This is a genomic window from Prevotella sp. oral taxon 306 str. F0472, from assembly GCF_000257925.1.
Classification (GTDB): Bacteria; Bacteroidota; Bacteroidia; order Bacteroidales; family Bacteroidaceae; genus Prevotella; species Prevotella vespertina.
The window spans coordinates 70,106-90,583 of record NZ_AJIN01000009.1 but is presented as its reverse complement, the minus strand read 5'-3'; the positions used below and the strand labels follow the sequence as shown (position 1 = coordinate 90,583).

Genomic DNA, 20,478 nt, shown 5'->3' with positions numbered 1-20,478 from the left:
TTTACTTATCTTATCATGTACTATTACTGATTGTCAATACCTGTATGCCCATTGATAAACTCACGCCACTTCGTTATCAGTGAGGCTAAGTCTTGAGGCAAGTCACTCGTGAAATCCATTTGTTGACCAGTAACCGGGTGGACGAAACCAAGTGTTCGGGCATGGAGTGCTTGACGATTACAAAGGGTCAAGCAGTTGCGTATGAAGGCTTTATAAGAGCTTGATCTCTGACCGCGAAGGATCTCTGTTCCACCATAACGTTCATCTCCAAACAGGGGGTGACCGATATGTTTCATGTGTGCACGAATCTGATGTGTACGTCCCGTTTCAAGTATACATTCGATGAGAGTTGTATAGCCGAAACGCTCAAGAACACGGTAATGAGTGACGGCAGGCTTGCCTATCTCTGAATCAGGAGGGAATACGGTCATGCGAAGCCTGTCCTTTGGATCACGTGCTATATTACCTTCTATACGCCCTTCATCAGCTGTTAGATTACCCCAAACGAGGGCATTGTAACTGCGATGGGTAGTCTTATTAAAGAACTGTTTACCTAATATTGTCTTCGCATCAGGGGTCTTGGCAATCACCAATAAACCGCTTGTGTCTTTGTCAATTCGGTGCACTAACCCAACCTCTGGGTCGTTTGGGTCAAATGAAGGTAAGTCCTTCAAGTGCCAGGCAATAGCGTTAATCAATGTTCCATGAAAGTTCCCTGCACCTGGGTGAACGACTAATCCTGCAGGCTTATTGACCACCATTAAAGCATTGTCCTCATATACGATATCCAACGGAATATCCTCTGCTTCAATGGTGTTATCATGCTTCGGTCTGTCAAGCATCAGTGTGATTGTATCCTCTGGACGTACCTTATAATTGCTCTTAACAGGTGCTCCATTCACATGAATGAAGCCCGCATCGGCAGCTTTCTGAATACGATTACGACTGGAGTGTTGCATACGCTCGAATAGAAACTTATCTATTCTCACAGGCACCTGACCTTTATCAACTTCTACACGGAAGTGTTCGTACAACTCGCCATCACCCTCTTCTGACTCTGTGGAAGTCAGTAAGTCATCAGATAGCTCATCGTCATATAGCATTTCCTCGTCCGTTCTCATCATTCCTTATTCTGTCGGTTTCGTTGATGAAGGGTCAGCAGGTAAACCTGAATGAGAGGAAGAATTAGAACTACCAGAGCCTGACTTCCCTCGTTCATCCTTTATTTCATTGCCGTTCTCATCTACTGGCACTTCCACATACTCATAAACTTCATCATACTTCGGACGCTTCTGCTCCACTTCAACATCTTCATATTCTGACTCGTTCAAACCTGATGTATCAGTTATTTCTCGTGTACCATCTCCTACCTGTAAGACAATCACAGCATCTGCAGGTACACGATCGCCAGCTTGCACATGTTTGCCATTTACAAGAATACCATATATCCAGTCTTTCTCACCTGGTATATATTCAGGCTCACCAACTTTGAATCCCATAGATAATAACTGGGCTTGCGCTTCACGCAATGAGTTATTGTCTATGATGTCAGGAATAATCAATGAAGGCGCACTGGCAGCGTTAATTGTAACATAGATAACGTGTGTGGACTTAACGCGCTTACCACCAACTGGAGATTGCTCAAGTATGCAATCAGGAGGAAGATCCTTAACATATCCAGTGTCGGTAACCTCTATCTTTAGTCCAACCTTATCCATGATATCAACCGCATCATCGTATTGTTTATGAATAACGTTCGGCACCACGATGGATTCACCGTGTAAGGTATAGTAGTCAAGACCGAACTTAACTCCTATTGCCAACAATAGAACAAGTATCACGATAGCAAGAATATTGCCCCAGATATATGTGCTATTAAACTTATGGAAGAATTCTCTTGATGTCATCAATCTAATTAACTGACCTTAATAATAGATGTGGCAAAGGTAGACAAAAAAACGGAAAGAAGCAAAGATTACCCTCTACTTCTTTCCGCTTCTGCGCTAAATCCCTATGGGAAAAGCGTTCTCGTTCTTACTTACCGTGATGTTCGTCAGAAACAGTTAACTTCTTACGACCCTTGGCACGACGTGCTGCTAATACGCGGCGACCATCCTTTGTAGCCATTCTCTCACGGAAACCGTGCTTGTTTACACGACGACGATTGTGAGGCTGAAATGTTCTTTTCATTGTTCTTATCCTATTTTATTGTTATTATGCGAACTCTTTTCGACAGGATAAGACCTGTCGTTACGGGTTGCAAAATTACTTAATCTTTTTGAATTAACCAAAGAAACCATGTTTTTTACGCCTTTTATTTATGTTTTTCCTATAATTTCTGTAACTTTGCAGCGCTTTAAGTAGATTAAAGAGAACAAAAAGTAACAAATTAGATATTAGTAAATTATGATTAATTCACAGGAAATTAAGATTGGAACTTGTATCCGTCTTGATGGCAAGATTTGGACTTGTATCGACTTCCAACATCGTAAGCCAGGTAAAGGTAACACCGTCATGATTACCAAACTGAAGAATGTTGCTGATGGTCGAGTACTAGAGCGCACATTCCAGGTAGGTTTCAAGCTCGAGGATGTACGCGTTGAACGTCGCCCATATCAGTACCTTTATCAGGATGCAACTGGTTACATCTTCATGAATCAGGAGACTTTTGAGCAGATTCCTATCCCTAAGCACCAGATTACAGGTTCTGACTATATGAAAGAAGGTGACGTTGTTGAGGTTGTTACTGATACATCAGATGGTACGATCCTTCTTGCTGAAATGCCTGTTAAGACAACGCTTACTATCACTCACAGTGAGCCAGGTGTAAAGGGTAACACTGCAACAAATGCAACTAAGCCTGCAACACTTGAGACTGGTGCTGTCGTTCGTGTACCATTGTTCATCAATGAGGGTGAAGTCATCCAGATCGATACTCGCGATGGTAGTTACCTGGGACGCGTTAACGCCTAAGCCTCTTCTGCCTCGCAAGAGATAAACGACAAAACAATAAGAAAGACCATTTCTGAACTCCTTTCGAGTAAAGAAATGGTCTTTTTTGTATAGCCTCCCCAAGCCCCTCCGAAGGAGGGGATGTCCCTAACCCTACTTACATGCTTTCATTCGTTTCAAACTATATCCAATATGTTTCTTTGCTTTACCATGTCTTCAAAACCTATGTCATTGAAAAATATGTCTCTTTGTCATTCTGTCTAAAACTCTGTTACTAACGTCTTATGTTCCTCTGTTACTCTGTCTTCAAAGCCTATGTTCTTCTGTCTTACACAAAAGCCCCACCCCGTTAGGTTGGGGTGAGGCTGTGTACCACGGAAGCGAGAGAACCAAATTAATACACTAGTTTTGAAAGACATTAATTTCACAATTAATATAATCGATTGTCTTATTACAGAACGATTGATACCCTGAATCAATCTAAAAATGCTCCCGTGGTAAAAGCCTCCCCAAGCCCCTCCAAAGGAGGGGATGTCCCTAACCCTACTTACATGCTTTCAGTCGTTTCAAACTATATCCAATAGGGACATCCCCTCCTTTGGAGGGGCTTGGGGAGGCTTTCTTTTGTGAGGGGGCTTTACCCTGCCTGTGGTCCAGGGTGCTCTTCACTCCCCTCGCCTTTTGGAGAGGGGGCGGGGGTGAGGCTTTTTTCCTCTTCATCTTTCTTCCTCAACGATTCGTAGGAGTTTGCAGCCAACTCTCGCTTCAATTCCGTTCCCGGCGTGAAGACCACACGAGGCTTAATCGTCTCGGTCTTAAAAGCTTTTTCTGTTTCCGACCCTTTACTCGACAACGTGACACGCATTGAACCGAAATTACCCAGCTGAATACTAAAACCATCACGGAGGTAATGAGGCAGACAATCAATGAAGTTATACAACACGTTCGATACATCACCACGAGTCAAGGACGAACGCCCCGCAATGTCACGTGCAATATCATCCAGCGACTTATGCCCAACGTTTACAGGGTTAGCATAAAACTTCACTTCCTCCCGCTTCTGCGGATTCTTCTTTTGAACTAATTTAAATCTCATGATTCTTAGGTTTTTAAATTATTAAATAACTATTGTTTATCATAGCGTAGGGCAGCACGCCTCCACGTCTATTCGTTGCATCTTCATGCTGCCCCATTCTATTTTCTTAACTAATTTTCCTCCTCTCACCGCTTCATTTTGTCACCCTTTCAGCATTCCCCTCCTGCCAGATGCGTATTGCCTTGCTGCCGAATACGTATCTACGTGCTGTCAGATGCGGTGAGCGTTGCTGTTAGATACGTATCTAGCAACTGCGCAATACGTATCTAGCAGTTCGTAGATACGCATCCGCCAGCACGTAGATACGGTGAGCGCAGCAACGGAATACGCATCCAGCAGAAGCCCTGTCCGTTAGGCTCCCTCCCCTTTTGGCGAGGGTTGGGGTGGGGATTCTTAGAGGGCGACACCTGTAAAAGGGCAAGCGCGAGGACTAGTCAAACCAGTCGCTCCTGCACCCGAAGTAGCGGTAGTAGTTGTACACGTAGACACTACCTGGGTCGAATTCCAGACTGTATGCTTCCCGGCTGAACCATGTGCTAGCACTCGATGCCCAATAGCAGCAGCCGAAGCCAACTCTGACCAGCTGACCATATTCGTAGTAACCCAAGGCGGGCAGGTAGAAATAATTGTTTGCATCGGCTGCGGAGGAAAGACCAGAATTGATACGACTAACATTGCCGTTGTTATATCTCTTGTCCGTTGTACGCATGTCGGTTGTACCATCGGCAGATTTCTCGGTGTCGTAATGATGCTCGGCTTGCAATACGGATTTCTTCTTAAACCACATGCCACCTTTATATAAATGACCCATAGTAGTCCATAACTCGTCTTTGTCCCAACGAGGATCGCCGTACATACAATACCAAGACAGCTCGTTAGCGTTTGGAAGGTCTTTGCATGAATGGATGGCGGGGTTGCTTATGCCGTAACCTGGGTAACTTTCGTTGTACCAACGGGGGTTAGAGGCGCTACCATACATGACAAAATTTGGTGAGGTACCGCCATTGACTGTCGGCTGACCTGTGTTGCCTGGCAAGTGCTTTGTCCATTCGTAACCATGCCAATAATTTTGCTGAGCATCCCACATGTAGTACTTTGTTCCATCGTAATCACGTGGATTAAGATTAGCTGTTATATCATGGATTGAACCTGCTGTACAGTTAAGCGTTACAATTTTTGATACTGTTCCTTCTATCGGTCGTCCATCAGGAGTATCCGTTGTATTGCGAAGCCAGTAACGAATGCGGAAAGTATGTGTGCCAGGAGCAACGACGGCGTAGGTTGCATTCTTGCTCATATCGTCAGCAGCGTTGTCTATATCAAAGCCCGAACCAGTTGTTACGGTGATTGTCTTTGAATCACCCGAATAGAGGGTAAGAGCTCCATTGGTAGCTATATTGTAAATACCGGCAATATCGTCATCGCTCATAATCTCAACTTTAATCAACTTACTACGATTTACGTATGGATTACTTGAGCGAGGGATAAAACAGAGATAAGCAGCTTTGTGATTAAGGGTGAATTTATAATTACTGCCCACTTTGTTAGCTGTGGCAATACCAAAATCGCCCGATTCGCCTGCATGGTCAAAGTTGTTTGGCGCAGATTGTGTTTGGTCAGCCTTTATCTCAACTTGTGGTTGCGTCCCTGTCACATCCTTGTTTGTATATAGAATGTCGTACGAAGCATCAGAATAAACACCCGGAAGAGCAAACATTCCTTGTGCCTTATTAGTAGCAGAGGGGAATGTTACAGTTCCACTCTGGTACCAGTTTATTCCATAGAGACTTACCCATATCTTGTCCGTGCTACTCCAATTTACGAAAGCACCTGCACCTTTTGTGTGCTTAAGGATGGCTGTACGTGTTGTTGCATCTGGTTGAGACGTACCTGTAAAGACAGTTGTACCAGCTGGAATATTATCTTTCTTCTGCTTTTCATCCTGTGCAACATCATCATTCGCACAGCTGGCAGCAAACAATAAAGCTGCGAAGCCATAACATATACCTCGCATTACTGAACCAATAGTCGTTCTCTCCATAAACTTATTCATTTCTTTTCCTTTCTGATAATTCTTAATCATTTTCCGTACTATTCCAAGAAGTCCCACCTTGGTCTTCCTCTTCTTCGTTAAAAAAATTACGTTTTGCATCGCCCGTTACTATACCAGGTTGAATTGTACCAGCATTACCACTGGCATTAACCAAGAGAGCTTCTGTCTCCGTACAAACAATGTTGCACTGGGGCTTTTGATAAATCTTTCTTTCAATTACCATCATTTCGTTTAATTTTAAAGGATACGGAGTCAGCGCATCCTACTTGTTTATTGATTAAAATAGTTGTTATTTCGTTCTTATTTTGCTTAAAACGGGGTTCACAAAAGGGCATAAAAAAGCGAACAAAGGAAACTCCTAGAAGTCCTTTGTTTACAGGGGTTACGGCACGCTTCGCGCGCGCGTATGCGAGAAGAAAAAATGTGTTATTAGACGCTAGGTGCGCATATTGTGTGTGTGTGTGTGTGTGTGTGTGTTAGCAAATTATTTGGATTGACCAAAGATAAAGTGCAAAAAGATGCAAAGAATTCGATAATTCTTTGCAGTACTTCGTTCACTTGATATGTCATTGCTAATTGTTTCACGGCGACAAAGGTAAGAAGAATAAATTAACTAGCCAAATAAATTAGGGAAAAAGAAGCCCTCAACAATCAACCTCACCAGCCTCAACACTCGACCCAACCAGCCTCACCCCCAACCCCTCTCCGAATGGAGAGGGGAGTGAATAGTACTGTTAACTAGGGATTTGTGGGAGGTTGTGAGGAGTTAGAAGGAAGATTACAAGGTATTGCTCCGCATGAATTTATCCATTATTAAAACTCCACATAAGGGCGAAGATGATCAATAGCTTCGGCATTGAAGTCCTTTAAGAGTTGGAGTTGTGAAAGACTGGTGAGCTTTCCTTTTAATCGACGATAGTCACAGATTGCCCGCGCCTGATAGAAGTTTATATACGGATGACTGCGTAGCTTGCCCAAAGAAAGCGTGTTCAAGTTTAGCTTTTCAGGCTTAGGATTGACCACAGAGAAGTAGGGTAACGCCTCTTCGGGGAATCCCTCAATCTCAAGCAGTTGCCCTGTAGCAACATAACCACCTAATCGCTTGCCATAATTAACGATTGCCTTTGCCCACCCGGAGCCTATCCCTGGCACTTTCTTCAACTGATTTGTATCTGCAGAGACTAGGTTTATATGCTCGCCCAACTTTATTTTCAAAGGGTAAAGGACTGTATCTCGAGTAGAATGGACATACGGCTTGTATGTATTCGTTGCCTTATATTGTTCGTAAGCCTCATGTGCCGCTTGCTTATCTGCCTCCTTTTGCGCAATATAAGATTGTACAGAAGCAAGCGTTGAAGCAGGTTGATAATCGTCACCTATTCTTATATAAGGTTCTAACTCACGATACTGCTTGCGTGTAAGACCATAGAGACGGGCGAAGTCCATCGGTGCTCGATATACACCTCCCTTACTTCTATATTTCAAGATATTACGTACCTGAAACTCAGATAACCCCAGTTGCAGCAATTCCTCGGCTGTTGCTGTATTTGGATCAAAGGCAAAAAGTCTCTTTCCTGACTCTGTCACTACCTCATAAGGAATGCCTTGTTGCGAACGAGCAGAATATCCTTTCCGCACCACACTATCTCCGTCTACAGCTGAAGTTTCTGTCACTTGCTCACCAATAAAGACGGATGTGATAAGGCAGAGCATAATTAATATGACCAAACTAAGAATGACTTTCCTGTCAGACCGTTGTAAATAAAAGAATGATTTAAGGCTCATAGCGTATTTAATTATAGGTTTTCAATCAAGGTAAAGGTTGTCTGTTTATGTCTTCTTACACCACATTAAATTGGTGTAAGAAGATCATCAATATAGCTAAAGGACATACATAACGCACTAAGAAGTAATACACTCCAAAGAAGGTTCCACGTACTGTTCCCCAGTTCGTGAACTCATCTTTTACTATCTTCTTCGGTACATACCAACCCAAGAACAGGCAAGTTAACAAGCCGCCAACGGGTAAGAAGATTTGTCCAGTCACAAAGTCGAACACATCAAAGAGGTCACGACCAGCAATATTGAGGAACTTCCATTGTCCTAAAGACATTGAACAGAGGACTCCTATCAATGTGCAACAGCCTGTAACAATCATTGCTGCACGCGAACGAGATATGTGTAACTCCTCTTGAAAGAATGCGGTACTCACCTCATGGAGCGATATCAGCGATGTAAGGGCAGCCAATGAGAGTAGGATATAGAAGGAGAATGAAACGAAATATCCTATTATTGGCAATCCACTGAACGCTTGTTCAAAAACATTGGGTAAGGTAATAAAGACGAGCGAAGAGCCACTACCAGGATTGACGCCCACTGAGAAGGCTGCAGGAAAGATGATTAAACCTGCTAAAATAGCCACTAATGTATCTATAGAAGCTATCTGTACCGCCGAATTTAACAGCTTTGTCTGCCTACTATAATATGAAGCATAGGTACAGATACAGCCCATGGCAATACTTAAAGAGTAGAACGACTGCCCAAGCGCACCAAGAAATACATCCTTCGTAACCTTTGTAAAGTCTGGACGCAACAGGAATTCAACACCTTTCCAAGCTCCTGGTAACAAGCAAGCAGCCACTACTATCACCAACAAAAGAATGAATAGCACTGGCATCATAATCTTTGAAGCTCGCTCAATACCATTTCTTACACCATGAATAATCACATAATGCGTTATAAAAAGGATGACTATGACCCACAAGAGAGGCTTCCATCCACTTGTGGAGAAGTCTGCAAAGTAAGACTTAAAGAACTCTGGTGTTCCATGAAGGTTATTCATTGCTGATGCCGCACTGTATTGTAAGCACCAACCAGCCACTACTGCATAATAACCTGTTATTAGAAAGCCAGTAAGAACACCTAAGAATCCAACCCATTTCCACGCTGTTCCATTTGCCAACTTACTATAGGCACGAGCCGTATTAGATGCCGCATGACGCCCAATGATGAACTCGCTAATCATACAAGGAAGCCCTAATAGAAGGATGCAAGCCAAATATATAAGGATAAAAGCGGCTCCACCATTCTGCCCTGTCATATAGGGAAAACGCCAGACATTACCTAACCCTACTGCACCTCCTGCTGTCGCAAGGATCATTCCTAACTTACTTCCAAACTTAACTCTATTTTGTTGTGCCATAAAATATTCCCTTTTAGATTGCACAAAATTACTAATAATTATCTATCTTTGTATCAATCTAGAAGTAAAATATGCTTTTTATGAAGAATTTACTAACTCATTACTACTTTAGTTGTGCGTTTATTGTTATTATATGGCTACTATGCTTCATTCCAATACCCGACAACCCGCTAAGTCATGTAAGGCTAATCGACAAGTGGACACACTCTGTCTTATATCTAGTATTAGGTCTGCTCATATTGACGGAACGCCTTCGAACAAAGAAGAAAACCAAACTCAGCAGTCTTATTTACTGGGTTTGGCTCATTCCAATAGCCATGGGAGGCATTATAGAAGTGTTGCAAGCCACCTGCACAGGCGGTAGACGCAGTGGAGAATGGCTTGATTTTGTCGCTGATGGGATTGGTTCTACCCTCGCATTGCTTATCGGTATTCTTCTGGCAAAGTATTACGCCAAAGGATAAAAGGGGCTCTCCGCATGTGAGAATTATAGAATCTACGTTCGCCCGTAACCTCTTTTCCGATGAAGTCAGGTTTTTCAAAGGCTTCATCCTCACGCTTCAATTCCACCTCCGCCATAACAAGTCCTTCGTTATCTCCGTGGAACTCGTCCACTTCAAACGTGTGTCCAGCATATTCAATAAGGTATCTATGCTTATCAATAATGCCTGGTTCACATAGAGACATGAGTTGTTGAGCCTCTTGATAGCTTATTTCTTTCTCAAATTCATAACGAGATAAGCCTCCATCACGCGATGGTCCCTTTATAGTAAGGTATCCTTTATTGTCTCGAATACGCACACGAACAGTATTGACAGCCGCAAAGTAGCCTTGTTGTATATGACTACAACTGCTTGCAAGAGACTTCCAATCCATCTGCTTATGCACTAAGAACTTTCTTTCTATCTCTAGTCCGCTCATCAACTATTAATTGTTACGACAAAAACATACGCTAACGTAAGAAGTATCAAGACTGCACCAATCCAAAAGACAACACGCTTTGCTTGCTTTTCTTGCTTCTCTTCACGAACCTTACGATTTACTTTACTTCTTTCACTCATAGGTATTCAATTTTAAAAGACCTACTTTTGTCGACACAACCTATTCGGTTTATCGAACAGCAAGTGGTCAAAGGTTAATATTATATAGGATAACTTTTTCACATATCATTGTCCTTCAACGGGGAACTCCATCAAGTAGGCTTTAATGAAATCATCGATCTTTCCATCCATAACACCATCCACATCGGAAGTTTGGTAATTGGTTCGATGATCCTTAACTCGTCGATCATCAAAGACGTAACTACGTATCTGACTGCCCCACTCTATCTTCTTCTTTCCAGCCTCAATCTTGGCTTGCTCCTCCATACGCTTCTTCATTGCGCGGTCATAGAGTTGCGACTTTAAGAGCTGCATAGCCTTTGCACGGTTCTTAGGTTGGTCTCTTGTCTCTGTGTTCTCGATGAGTATCTCTTCTTGTTCTCCAGTATCAGGATCTTCGTACTGATAGCGTAGGCGTACACCAGACTCAACCTTATTGACATTCTGACCACCGGCTCCACTCGATCGAAAAGTATCCCAACTAACACGAGCAGGGTCGACATATACCTCTATAGTATCGTCTACCAGTGGCGTAACAAATACACTGGCAAAACTCGTCATACGCTTTCCCTGTGCATTAAATGGACTAACACGAACGAGGCGATGGACGCCATTCTCGCTCTTTAAATACCCATAGGCATACTCTCCACCTTCGCACTTCATTGTCACACTCTTTATACCAGCTTCATCTCCTTCTTGTATATCTGAGATGGTAACTTTGTACCCGTGAGCCTCTCCCCAACGCATATACATACGCATGAGCATTGATGCCCAATCCTGGCTCTCGGTACCTCCAGCACCAGAGTTAATCTTCATTACGCACTCCATCGGGTCTTCCTCTTGACGGAGCATATTCTTTAATTCAAGGTCCTCTATCGCTTTTAACGCTTTGTTATAAGCGGTATCAACCTCTTCTTCTGTTACTAATTCATCCTTATAGAAGTCGACTGCTAACTGTACTTCATCAGTCAGACTGCGAGCCTCATCATAGCCTTTTATCCACTTCTCAATGTCCTTTACTTTCTTCATCTGCTCCTGCGCACGCTTCGGATCATCCCAAAAGTCGGGTGCTTGTGTGCGTAGTTGCTCCTCTTCGAATTCGATTCGCTTCTCATCAATACATAAGTATCTATGTAGCGATTCGGTACGTTCTGTTATATCTTTAAGCTGGTCTGCTGTTATCATCGTTAATCTTTTCTCCTCTCAACTATCAACTTCTCATTCACTACTATCAAGTGTTTGCACTACTCCTCATACATCTTATCTATCACAGCTTGATAGTTTTTATTAATAACGCCACGTCTCAGTTTCAACGTGTTTGTCAATTCACCATTCTCCATAGAGAAGTGATGTGCCAACAAGGTGAAGCGTTTGATTTGTTCATAAGGCGCTAACCTCTGCTGTAATGTTTCGATACGCTCAGCCATCATATCACGCACCTTCTTATTTGAGCACAACTCTTCACGACTCTCAAATGGTATATTCTGTTGCTTTGCCCAGTCTTCTAAGACGGTAAATTCAGGGACGATAAGAGCCGAAACAAACTTCCGTTGGTCTGCAATAACAGCCACTTGTTCGATAAACTTATCAACTAATAGCATTGACTCTATCATCTGTGGTGCCACATACTTACCATTAGATGTCTTGAAAAGATCCTTTATTCTCTCTTTCAAGAACAACTCTCCATCTTTCAAATAGCCCGAGTCACCTGTGTGGAAATATCCATCTGCATCAAAGGCATCAGCATTTAGGGCTTCACGACGGAAGTATCCGGGTGTAATCGTGTCTCCTTTGAGCATCACCTCACCCTCTTCACTAATCTTAATCTGTATGCCCTCAATAGGACGACCTACCGAACCAACCGTGAAAGGTTCGCCCTTATGATCGCAACTTACAGTAGCAAGGCTCTCTGTCAGTCCGTATCCTACTATCATATCAATACCAATGCTGTGCACAAACTCCTCTACCTCAGGGGATACATAAGCACCTGCTGTTGGAAAGATATTAGGATTTTCCAATCCTAACTGCTTACGCACCAAACTGAGAACAGTTCTGTTTAGCACTTTATATTCCATCTCTAATGCAAGAGGGACACGCTTTCCACGAGCCAGATAAGTGATGTTACGTTTCCTACCAACGTTCAGTGCATGATAAAAGAGCTTTCGCTGCATTGCACTTGAGCTGTCCATGCGAGCTTTAACAGCAACATAAACCTTCTCCCAGAAGCGTGGTACAGCCGACATACACGTTGGGTGGGTCTCTCGCATACTGTCTTGTATCTCCTTCGGATAGGTATTCACAATCAGTTGTGCACCTTCCGACAAACACAGATAAGCCCATCCTCGTTCAAAGACATGCGTCAATGGAAGGAAATTGATCACTCGATCTTTCTCAGTAACAGGTACACACTTGTTATTAGCGACCAAAGCTGCATGATACATCTTATATGTCAAGACTACGCCCTTACTCTCTCCTGTGGTTCCACTAGTGTATAGTATGTTACAAATATCATCGTAGTTAGCCTGTTGCCAACGCTCTTCTACCTCCGATTGACGTGGTAAACCTTCACCTAATCTAAGGAAGTCTTCAAAGTAGATACTATTTGGGTCATGCGAACTAATGCGTACACTCGGATCAAAGATGATTATCTTTTCAAGTGTAGGGCACAACGTTGCGATTCGATGTGCCTTGTCGTACTGCTCTTGCTCACCAACGAAAAGATACTTAACTGCTGCATCTTGAATCATATACTGTATCTGCTGCTCGGAGCTAGTAGCGTAGAAAGGAATACTAATCACCCTCACACCATAAGCACCAAAGTCTGTATACAGATACTGAACACAATTCTGTGCAAACACGCCAATCGTCTCCTGCGGATTCATTCCTAGATTAAGTAGTGCGTTAGAGACTTGCTTTACACGCATAGAAAACTGATTCCATGAAACCGATTTCCACTCTAGACTACCGAAGTTACGGAATGTCAACACTGGTTTAGAGCCGTATTTCTTAGCTTGCTCATGTATAAGAACGGAGAGATGACAGTTTGTTTGCATCGCTATTGGTATTTTTTTATATTCGCAAAGATAGACATTTATCCGCAAAGAAGGAAATAAATTAGATAATAAATTACATTTTCCACCTTTGCTTCTATCGCTTGATTAAGGGAAAGAATAGGACAATAAAATTCCTAATAAGGCTACACCTCAAATACAAACTAAACCCTATTAAAACGAAAGAAACGCCCTTCTCTAATTGAAAAGGGCGTTTCCTTGTTAGCAAGAGAGCCTTTCCTTGCCACAAAGAGAGGCTCTCTTCAAAATGATAAGGGTATCATTTCAGATTATCTCAACCATTGCTCTGGATTCAACTTAGCAGTTTCCTTACGCAATTGGAATTGGAGGATACCACTTGACCCGACGGTTCCAATGGTCTGACCAGTACCCACTTTCTGTCCTTTGCTGACGCTTACAGAACCTAAATTAGCATATACTGAGATATAAATACCATGTCTGATCATCACAACACTCATTCCCCCTGCCATGAAGATACCGCTCACTTCGCCCATAAAGACACTGCGCACAGCACTTCCAGGAGCACCCTTAATATTGATACCATCGTTATTCAAGCGTATATTTGACATCCCCGATACATTGTATTGACCGAAGTGACTAACGATGTGACCCGATAGTGGCATAGGCAAACGACCACGATTATTGGCAAAGTTACCAGTCATCGCACGGTCAGCAGAGCTCAACATATCATTGTTATTATTAGCTGAAGCCCTTGCAGCAGCTGCCTCTCTCTCTGCTCGCTCGTGGTCAGCTGCAGCCTTACGTTCGGCAGCTGCACGATTTGACTCAGCCTCACGAGCAGCCTGGTCAGCACGTGCTTTATCGGCAGCAGCCTTTGCCTCAGCCTTTGCCTGTGCTTCACGAGCCGCAGCCTCACGCTCTTCAATCTTGCGCAAAGCCCGCTCACGAGCAGCAGCACGCTCCTTTTGTAAGGCTTCCTGACGAGCCTTTTCTGCTGCAGCACGCACTGCTTCGGCCTTTGCTGCAGCTTCTTGACGTGCTTTCTCAGCCGCTTCTGCAGCCGCCTTAGCCGCTGCCTTCGCTGCAGCTTCACGTGCTTTTGCTTCTGCTATACGCTTTGCATTCTCACGCGCAGCCGCTTCTGCCGCCGCTTTCCTGCGTGCTATCTCCTCCGCCCGCTTCTTAGCTTCAGCAGCACGAGCGGCAGCTTGCGCCTTAGCCTCTGCTATGGCACGAGCCCTAGCCTTCTGTATTTCTACTTGAATAAGGCGGTCTATCTGTGCATTCAACGCCTGTTGTTGTTGGCGGCGTTGTGCTATCACACCTTCAAGAACCTTTTGGTCTTGTTGAAGAGAGGCTACAACCGTCTGCTGTTCAACACGCTTCTGCTCCATTTGAGCATGTATCTTCTTATCCTTATAGAGTAAGGTAGACTTGTCAACACGTACCTCCTTTAACTGAGAATGCTTCTGATCAATTTGCTGTTGTTTAGCTTTTATCAACTCACCTTGCGCCCTCTGATAAGCTGCATACTCCCGAACGAAACGCAGACGACGATACATTTGCGTCAAACTATTGGCAGAGAAGATGAACATAAGCTTATCTTGAATGCTACGATGGCGTGCCATGTAACGCATGGAACGGATGAAACGAGTGCGACGCTCGCCTAATTGCGCCTCTAAAGACGCCAACTGACCTTTTAATATACCAATGTTACTATCCAAGCCTTTGATGTCTGTGGCGATAGTATCAATCGTTCTCTGATGCTGACCAATCTCTGTATCAAGGCGAACTATCTTCTCCAATCGTGTATCAACATCCTTTTGCTTGACCTTCATCTCCTCTTCATGCTCCTTAATCTCATTCTGCAACTTCTGATTCTGCTGTTGCAAACCTTTAATCTCTTCGGTTGTTACATATCCAGGAGACTTCGCTCCACGCTTTGCATTATGCGCATTACGAGGATTCAACTTGCCATGTAAAGGTTGTTTAGCTGGTACTTGAGCAGGCTGTTGACCCTTTACAGGATTTGGTTGATGCCCCTTTGCAGGTACAGCTTGATGCCCTTTTACAGGCATAGGATGTTGTCCTTTCACGGAAAGTTGATGTCCCTTAGCTGGTACCTGTTGCCCCTTCATAGGGATAGGTTGCGTTTTCACGGACTGGTGAGCCCCCTTCGCTGGAACTTGTTTCTGCTCTTTACCAACAGAAGGCTTGGCTTGTACGGGTTGAGTTACAGCCGTTTTCTGCTGCACCTTATGCTTTTTAGTATGTTGCGCATAGCTTGTCAACATACCCATTGTCGATAATAAGAATAAAAGATAAAGACGTTTCATTTAAAAGTTCATTAGTTTGCCGAGTATCTCTTCCACGCTTACTTTAGTGTACTTATCTGATGGTTGGGTAAAAGCCTCCCAATCACTTGCATCACTAAAGTCGTTTAGTTCAAATGTAGCTGATAGTTCCTTAGCTGGTCGCGAACCAATAGCTGGAGTTTCGATTGTGACTGAATGTGTCGCAGGGAACATCTTCGAACCAAAGGGTTTAAAGTCTCTATAAAGCCAAGAGAGTTCTGATGTTCCATGAGTTGAGCTCTTATACGTTATAAGAGTGTTGTAGATGTAACGATATTCAGCGGGTATTACCCAGTCATAAGACATCTTCCCATCCTTCAAACGGATGTGCGCACTACCATCAACTTCCCACCTTTTGGCATCAACAGAGAACTTCGACATATCAGCCTCGGCAACTCTTTGCTGACGAGGAATGAATAACTGGTTCCAAAACAACGCTTGGAGGGTATAGAAGTTAATGCCGTTATCACGCAAGAAGCCCACTTCATCGTAGCTAGCCTTTACGTATTGCTTATGGATGCGGTCGATGAAAAGAACGTAATCTTTCGTAAACTCAATGCGTCCCACTTCACTGCGAAGGAGCGGAATAAGCAGTTGTAAACGTATAACTTCATCCTTTCTCATGTGCAAGATACCGGGAACTGTGATGTCCTTGCGCCCATTGTTAATAGTAAAAGAGAGGTTTGACACCACGTTCTTTTGGTAGAGAGCCAAGTCAGCAATATTCTGCACAAAGGCTAACTTATACTTCGTGGAATCAACCGACGCACGAGGTGTCTCGCTGGGAGTCGTCTTTAAGACTGGTTGTTGCCTTACTATGGCTTTATGTGTACCGCACGATGCCAACACTAACGTTGCCATGCTTGCAAGTAATATCTTAGTTCTTTTCATCCTGCTATGTATTTCTTTTGTTGTAACTTATCCTTCAATACTTTGCTATCATTGCCTTTCTCTATTGCTTTCTGCCAATACTCCAATGCTTTCTGTGTATCGCCAGTTTTCATATAGATGTCTCCCACATGCTCAAGCACAACCCCACTAGGGTCTTTGTCATTGCGTAGAACCTGGTCAATGTATATCTTTGCCTCCTCATAACGTTGCTGTTGGAAGAGAATCCAAGCGTAGGTATCAAGGTAAGTAGCGTTATTGGGCTCTGCTTTTATCGTCTTATAGCTCATCTGTTCAGCCCTTGGAAGGTCTTTGTTCGCCACACTTAGATAGTAAGCATAGTTATTCAGAGCACCATAGTTATCCGCTTTCCACTTTAAGCAACTGTCGTATGCAGCAAAGGCTTCAGACGCCTTTCCTTTCTCATGAAGGATATCTCCAAGGATTGCATAGAAGTCTGACACAATCTCTGGATCACTATCTTCTTTTATTTGTCCTACACCTTTCTTAAATGTTTCAAGTGCCGCATCAATGTCGTGCTTTTGGAATTCTGCCATGCCTTTGAAGTAATAGAAAGCCATCTCATCAGGGTTATATTCAATGGCAGGGAGGCATATCTCTATGACCTTATCATAATCTTCTGTTGCCCAGATATTCTGTATCAATGCCAATCGGGCACGTGAGTTATCGGGTTCCACCTCAATGGCTTGCTCGTAAACATGATTGATCTCTGCTTTAGGCATGTTCTTCATTGCCATATAAGCAGCCTTCATCATAATCAAGTCAGCATCCTCCTGTTTCGTAGAAAGTGCCAGTGAGAAGAGATTCATGACCTTTGCACTATCAGAGATATTCGCTTGTTGGTCACTCGAAATGATGTCTCTTAGGAGTGTCATCTTCGTCTCTTTCTCTGTCTTAGGAGACTGTAGTAGTTCGTTGGTAAGTTCATCTACGGTTGCTTGATCTTTAATGGAACGATAGTAATCAAGCATTGATAGCTTTGCAAGTGCATTATTGGGTTCCTCCTTCAAAACACTCTTATACTCCTTTAAAGCATCGTTCTTCTTACCATTCTGCAGTAGCCAATTACCGAACATCACACGATAGTCAAGCTCAAGTGGGTGCTCATCAACGAGCGACTTTAGCGACTCATACTCCTTCTTCTTATCGCCCATCTGCTCGTAAATCTGCATCTTACTCAATGAGATCTGCTCGCTACTCCCCTCAAGAACTTCTATACGATCAAGGACGTTAATCATCTTCTTATAGTCGTTTTGAGAGCCGTATAACTGAAGGAGAAGTTGCAAGACATCAACGCGAGTCTTATTGGAGGAGTACAAAAGCTCGTATGCTTTTATGGCATTCGGATAGTCTTTCTGCGTGATATATAACTGTCCGAGCTTCTCTTGATAAGTGGCATTCTCTGGATCCAGTGACGCTGCCTTCTCAAAGTAAGTACGTGCTAAAGCATCGTTCTTCATATTGACATAGTAGCCAGCCAACTGATAGTAAACCGCTGCCGAGCGTGGATTCAAGTCATGTGCATGCCTAAGAAGATCGTAAGCAGCCGTTAGATTTCCCATTTCCTGCTGTCGAAGTCCTTCGAGATAGAAGTAGTTTGCAATGGTAAGACTATCCTTCTCTGCTGCTTGTGTAGCCACCGAGCCACCCAGCAAAGCCAATGCAAGAAGTGTATTACGCATGTTAGTGGTTATATATCTGAAGTTATCAAACATGAGATCTATCCTTTCTTTTACCTTACTTTACCCCCGTATGACCATAGCCGCCTTCTCCTCTCTCTGTCTCGTCAAGCTCTTCCACTTCCACGAACTCCCCCTGCTCGTGACGAGCAATTACCATTTGGGCAATCCGCTCACCATCGTTAATGGTGAAGTCTTCAGTTGAGAAGTTCACTAACAAGACCATTATCTCACCACGATAATCAGCATCTATGGTGCCAGGAGTGTTCAGAACAGTCAGTCCATGCTTCAAGGCTAGACCACTGCGAGGGCGTACCTGCGCTTCATAACCAACTGGCAAAGCGATATGCAAGCCTGTTGGAATGAGCCTGCGCTCCATTGGGTGCAACACTATTGGGGCTTCAATATTAGCACGGAGATCCATCCCCGCACTCTGAGAAGTAGCATAAGCAGGGAGCTGCTGATGCCCTTTATTGATTACTTTAATCTTTATCATCGCTATATAATAAGGTACAAAATTAAGCAATTAATGCCACATTCATACATTTTTAGTACGTAAAAAGATGGTTTTTAGCCAATTTTAATTACTTTTGCGAATGCCTTTTCGGGGCATAACAAGCGGATAGATGCCTTGTAGAACATCTATCGCTCTATTGCAAACATTCAATATTCAACACCCTTAGGAACATGTCATTAGCTTCAAACCAACCACAAACAAGTCTCATGAACTGGCTACAACTCATCTCCAACAAGCGTCTTGGACAAGAAAGAAGACATGCGTTAAGGCACGACGACCGCTCTGAATTTAAGCGTGATAGCGACCGCCTGATTTATTCCGCACCCTTCCGTCGACTGCAAAACAAGACCCAAGTGTTCCCACTCCCAGGTAGTGTCTTTGTGCACAATCGTCTCACTCACTCGCTTGAGGTGGCATCCTTAGGTAAATCACTTGGTGACGACGTAGCACATAGACTAACGGAACTACATCCAGAGTTGCGTGGTACGCTCTTTGAAGAGATTGGAACGATTGTCCAGACGGCTTGTTATGCGCATGACATGGGTAATCCGCCGTTCGGACATAGTGGTGAGAAAGCCATCCAGTCGTTCTTCACTGAGGGCAAAGGCAAGGCGTTGCAGGAGTATGTAAGCCCTCGTTTCTGGGATGACATCACCCACTTTGAGGGTAATGCCAATGCTTTCCGCCTATTGACGCATCGTTTCCTCGGGCGAAGGGAGGGCGGCTTTGTAATGACATACACCACCTTGGCAAGTATTGTGAAGTATCCTTTCAGCTCGTCTTACGCAGGCAAACATGGGAAGTTCGGCTTCTTCCAAACCGAACAAGACACTTACAAGAAGATAGCGGAGGAACTCGGTATCATACAGAAGGAATGCTCTGCAGAGGGTATCAAGTACGTGCGCCACCCGTTAGTCTACCTCATGGAGGCTGCGGATGATATCTGTTACGAGATTATGGACATCGAGGATTCACACAAGCTCAAGCTCTTATCCTTTGAGGAGACCACCGACTTGCTATTAGGCTTCTTCGACGAAGACACGAGGGCGGCGATTCGTAAGAACATCAAGGAGGAAGGTGTGACCGATAGGAACGAGCAAGTGGTTTACTTCCGGGCACGTGCCGTTGGTTTATTAGAGGCTGAATGTGTCAAAGCATTTGTTGAACACGAGGCGGAGATACTATCAGGCACCTTCAAAGGCTCGCTCATCGAACACATATCAGAGCTTCCCCGACAGGCTTACAAGCACTGCTCACAGGTGTCAGTAGACCGTATCTATCGCAGTAAAACCGTCCTTGACGTAGAGTTATCAGGCTATAAGATAATGGAAACACTGATGGAGGCACTCATTGGAGCGGCTGTGGAGCCTAACCACTTCCACAGTCAACAACTCATCCGGAGCTTCTCCAGCCAGTATGACATCCAAAGCTCGGACCTTGAAACACGCATTATGGCAGTCTTAGACTACATCAGTGGCATGACAGACATCTATGCCTTAGACATCTACCAGAAGATAAATGGTATCAGTCTACCCATCGTTTAGCCCTCTCCCCCGCCTTTCCACAAGGCAAAGAGGGATGACA

General features: G+C 43.8%; 20 protein-coding genes. 3 read left to right on the top strand and 17 right to left on the bottom strand.

The annotated features are described in order from the left end of the window. Positions 1-23 precede the first annotated feature (23 nt). The 3 genes from HMPREF9969_RS00605 to rpmH form a co-directional block, all read right to left on the bottom strand. Positions 24-1,121, bottom strand: a complete 1,098-nt coding sequence (locus HMPREF9969_RS00605; RefSeq protein WP_009434015.1) for an RluA family pseudouridine synthase — start codon at positions 1,119-1,121, stop codon at positions 24-26. Positions 1,122-1,127: 6 nt separating this feature from the next. Then, a complete protein-coding gene (locus tag HMPREF9969_RS00600; RefSeq protein ID WP_009433996.1) occupies positions 1,128-1,907 on the bottom strand; it encodes a PASTA domain-containing protein in 780 nt (259 codons plus the stop codon). A gap of 127 nt (positions 1,908-2,034) precedes the next feature. Then, a complete protein-coding gene (gene rpmH / locus HMPREF9969_RS00595; protein WP_004354441.1) occupies positions 2,035-2,190 on the bottom strand; it encodes a 50S ribosomal protein L34 in 156 nt (51 codons plus the stop codon). Positions 2,191-2,406: 216 nt separating this feature from the next. Between rpmH and efp the strand changes: the two genes are divergently transcribed. After that, a complete protein-coding gene (gene efp / locus HMPREF9969_RS00590; RefSeq protein WP_004384562.1) occupies positions 2,407-2,973 on the top strand; it encodes an elongation factor P in 567 nt (188 codons plus the stop codon). 239 nt (positions 2,974-3,212) lie between these two features. Here efp and HMPREF9969_RS12955 read toward each other — a convergent pair whose 3' ends face one another. From HMPREF9969_RS12955 to HMPREF9969_RS00565, 6 genes are all read right to left on the bottom strand, one after another. Continuing rightward, positions 3,213-3,371 (bottom strand): hypothetical protein, encoded by a 159-nt coding sequence (locus HMPREF9969_RS12955; protein WP_009433949.1) that lies wholly within the window; start codon positions 3,369-3,371, stop codon positions 3,213-3,215. A 218-nt stretch (positions 3,372-3,589) separates the two neighbouring features. Further along, positions 3,590-4,048, bottom strand: a complete 459-nt coding sequence (locus HMPREF9969_RS00585; protein WP_009433910.1) for an HU family DNA-binding protein — start codon at positions 4,046-4,048, stop codon at positions 3,590-3,592. Positions 4,049-4,478: 430 nt separating this feature from the next. After that, positions 4,479-6,101 carry a hypothetical protein gene (locus tag HMPREF9969_RS00580; RefSeq protein ID WP_036894499.1) on the bottom strand — a complete coding sequence of 541 codons (1,623 nt, stop codon included), beginning with the start codon at positions 6,099-6,101 and terminating at the stop codon, positions 4,479-4,481. A gap of 22 nt (positions 6,102-6,123) precedes the next feature. Continuing rightward, positions 6,124-6,327: a hypothetical protein gene (locus HMPREF9969_RS00575; protein ID WP_036894457.1), complete on the bottom strand. Its 204-nt coding sequence runs from the start codon at positions 6,325-6,327 to the stop codon at positions 6,124-6,126. A gap of 587 nt (positions 6,328-6,914) precedes the next feature. Then, on the bottom strand, positions 6,915-7,886 hold the full coding sequence (locus HMPREF9969_RS00570; protein ID WP_018911002.1) for a helix-hairpin-helix domain-containing protein: 972 nt from the start codon (positions 7,884-7,886) through the stop codon (positions 6,915-6,917). A 55-nt stretch (positions 7,887-7,941) separates the two neighbouring features. Then, positions 7,942-9,303, bottom strand: coding sequence for a sodium-dependent transporter (locus tag HMPREF9969_RS00565; RefSeq protein ID WP_009433988.1), 1,362 nt, complete (start codon positions 9,301-9,303; stop codon positions 7,942-7,944). Positions 9,304-9,374: 71 nt separating this feature from the next. On the opposite strand from HMPREF9969_RS00565, the gene HMPREF9969_RS12355 reads away from it, so the two are divergent. Beyond that, positions 9,375-9,767: a VanZ family protein gene (locus tag HMPREF9969_RS12355; RefSeq protein WP_083835271.1), complete on the top strand. Its 393-nt coding sequence runs from the start codon at positions 9,375-9,377 to the stop codon at positions 9,765-9,767. Here the strand turns inward: HMPREF9969_RS12355 and HMPREF9969_RS00560 are convergent. From HMPREF9969_RS00560 to dut, 8 genes are all read right to left on the bottom strand, one after another. Beyond that, the gene (locus HMPREF9969_RS00560; protein ID WP_009433984.1) at positions 9,727-10,224 is read right to left on the bottom strand and encodes a CYTH domain-containing protein; all 498 of its coding nucleotides are present in this window, start codon (positions 10,222-10,224) and stop codon (positions 9,727-9,729) included. The two genes, HMPREF9969_RS12355 and HMPREF9969_RS00560, sit on opposite strands and share 41 nt — an antisense overlap. Then, positions 10,224-10,364: a hypothetical protein gene (locus HMPREF9969_RS12950; protein ID WP_198005070.1), complete on the bottom strand. Its 141-nt coding sequence runs from the start codon at positions 10,362-10,364 to the stop codon at positions 10,224-10,226. Before HMPREF9969_RS12950 ends, HMPREF9969_RS00560 begins: the two co-directional genes overlap by 1 nt. A 105-nt stretch (positions 10,365-10,469) precedes the next feature. Continuing rightward, on the bottom strand, positions 10,470-11,588 hold the full coding sequence (prfB, locus tag HMPREF9969_RS00555) for a peptide chain release factor 2 (protein ID WP_009433892.1): 1,119 nt from the start codon (positions 11,586-11,588) through the stop codon (positions 10,470-10,472). A 59-nt stretch (positions 11,589-11,647) separates the two neighbouring features. After that, positions 11,648-13,456, bottom strand: a complete 1,809-nt coding sequence (locus tag HMPREF9969_RS00550; RefSeq protein WP_009433942.1) for an AMP-dependent synthetase/ligase — start codon at positions 13,454-13,456, stop codon at positions 11,648-11,650. A 287-nt stretch (positions 13,457-13,743) separates the two neighbouring features. Beyond that, positions 13,744-15,771, bottom strand: a complete 2,028-nt coding sequence (locus HMPREF9969_RS00545) for a murein hydrolase activator EnvC family protein (protein WP_009433916.1) — start codon at positions 15,769-15,771, stop codon at positions 13,744-13,746. Then, a complete protein-coding gene (locus HMPREF9969_RS00540; RefSeq protein WP_009433999.1) occupies positions 15,772-16,680 on the bottom strand; it encodes a DUF4292 domain-containing protein in 909 nt (302 codons plus the stop codon). Beyond that, positions 16,677-18,413 carry a tetratricopeptide repeat protein gene (locus HMPREF9969_RS00535; RefSeq protein ID WP_009433918.1) on the bottom strand — a complete coding sequence of 579 codons (1,737 nt, stop codon included), beginning with the start codon at positions 18,411-18,413 and terminating at the stop codon, positions 16,677-16,679. Before HMPREF9969_RS00535 ends, HMPREF9969_RS00540 begins: the two co-directional genes overlap by 4 nt. Positions 18,414-18,435: 22 nt before the next feature. Continuing rightward, a complete protein-coding gene (gene dut / locus HMPREF9969_RS00530; protein WP_009434020.1) occupies positions 18,436-18,873 on the bottom strand; it encodes a dUTP diphosphatase in 438 nt (145 codons plus the stop codon). Between the two features lie 227 nt (positions 18,874-19,100). Here dut and dgt point away from each other — a divergent pair, with 227 nt between their 5' ends. Next, complete coding sequence (dgt, locus tag HMPREF9969_RS00525; RefSeq protein WP_009433983.1) at positions 19,101-20,438, top strand: dGTP triphosphohydrolase; 1,338 nt, start codon at positions 19,101-19,103, stop codon at positions 20,436-20,438. The last annotated feature ends 40 nt before the right edge of the window (positions 20,439-20,478 follow it).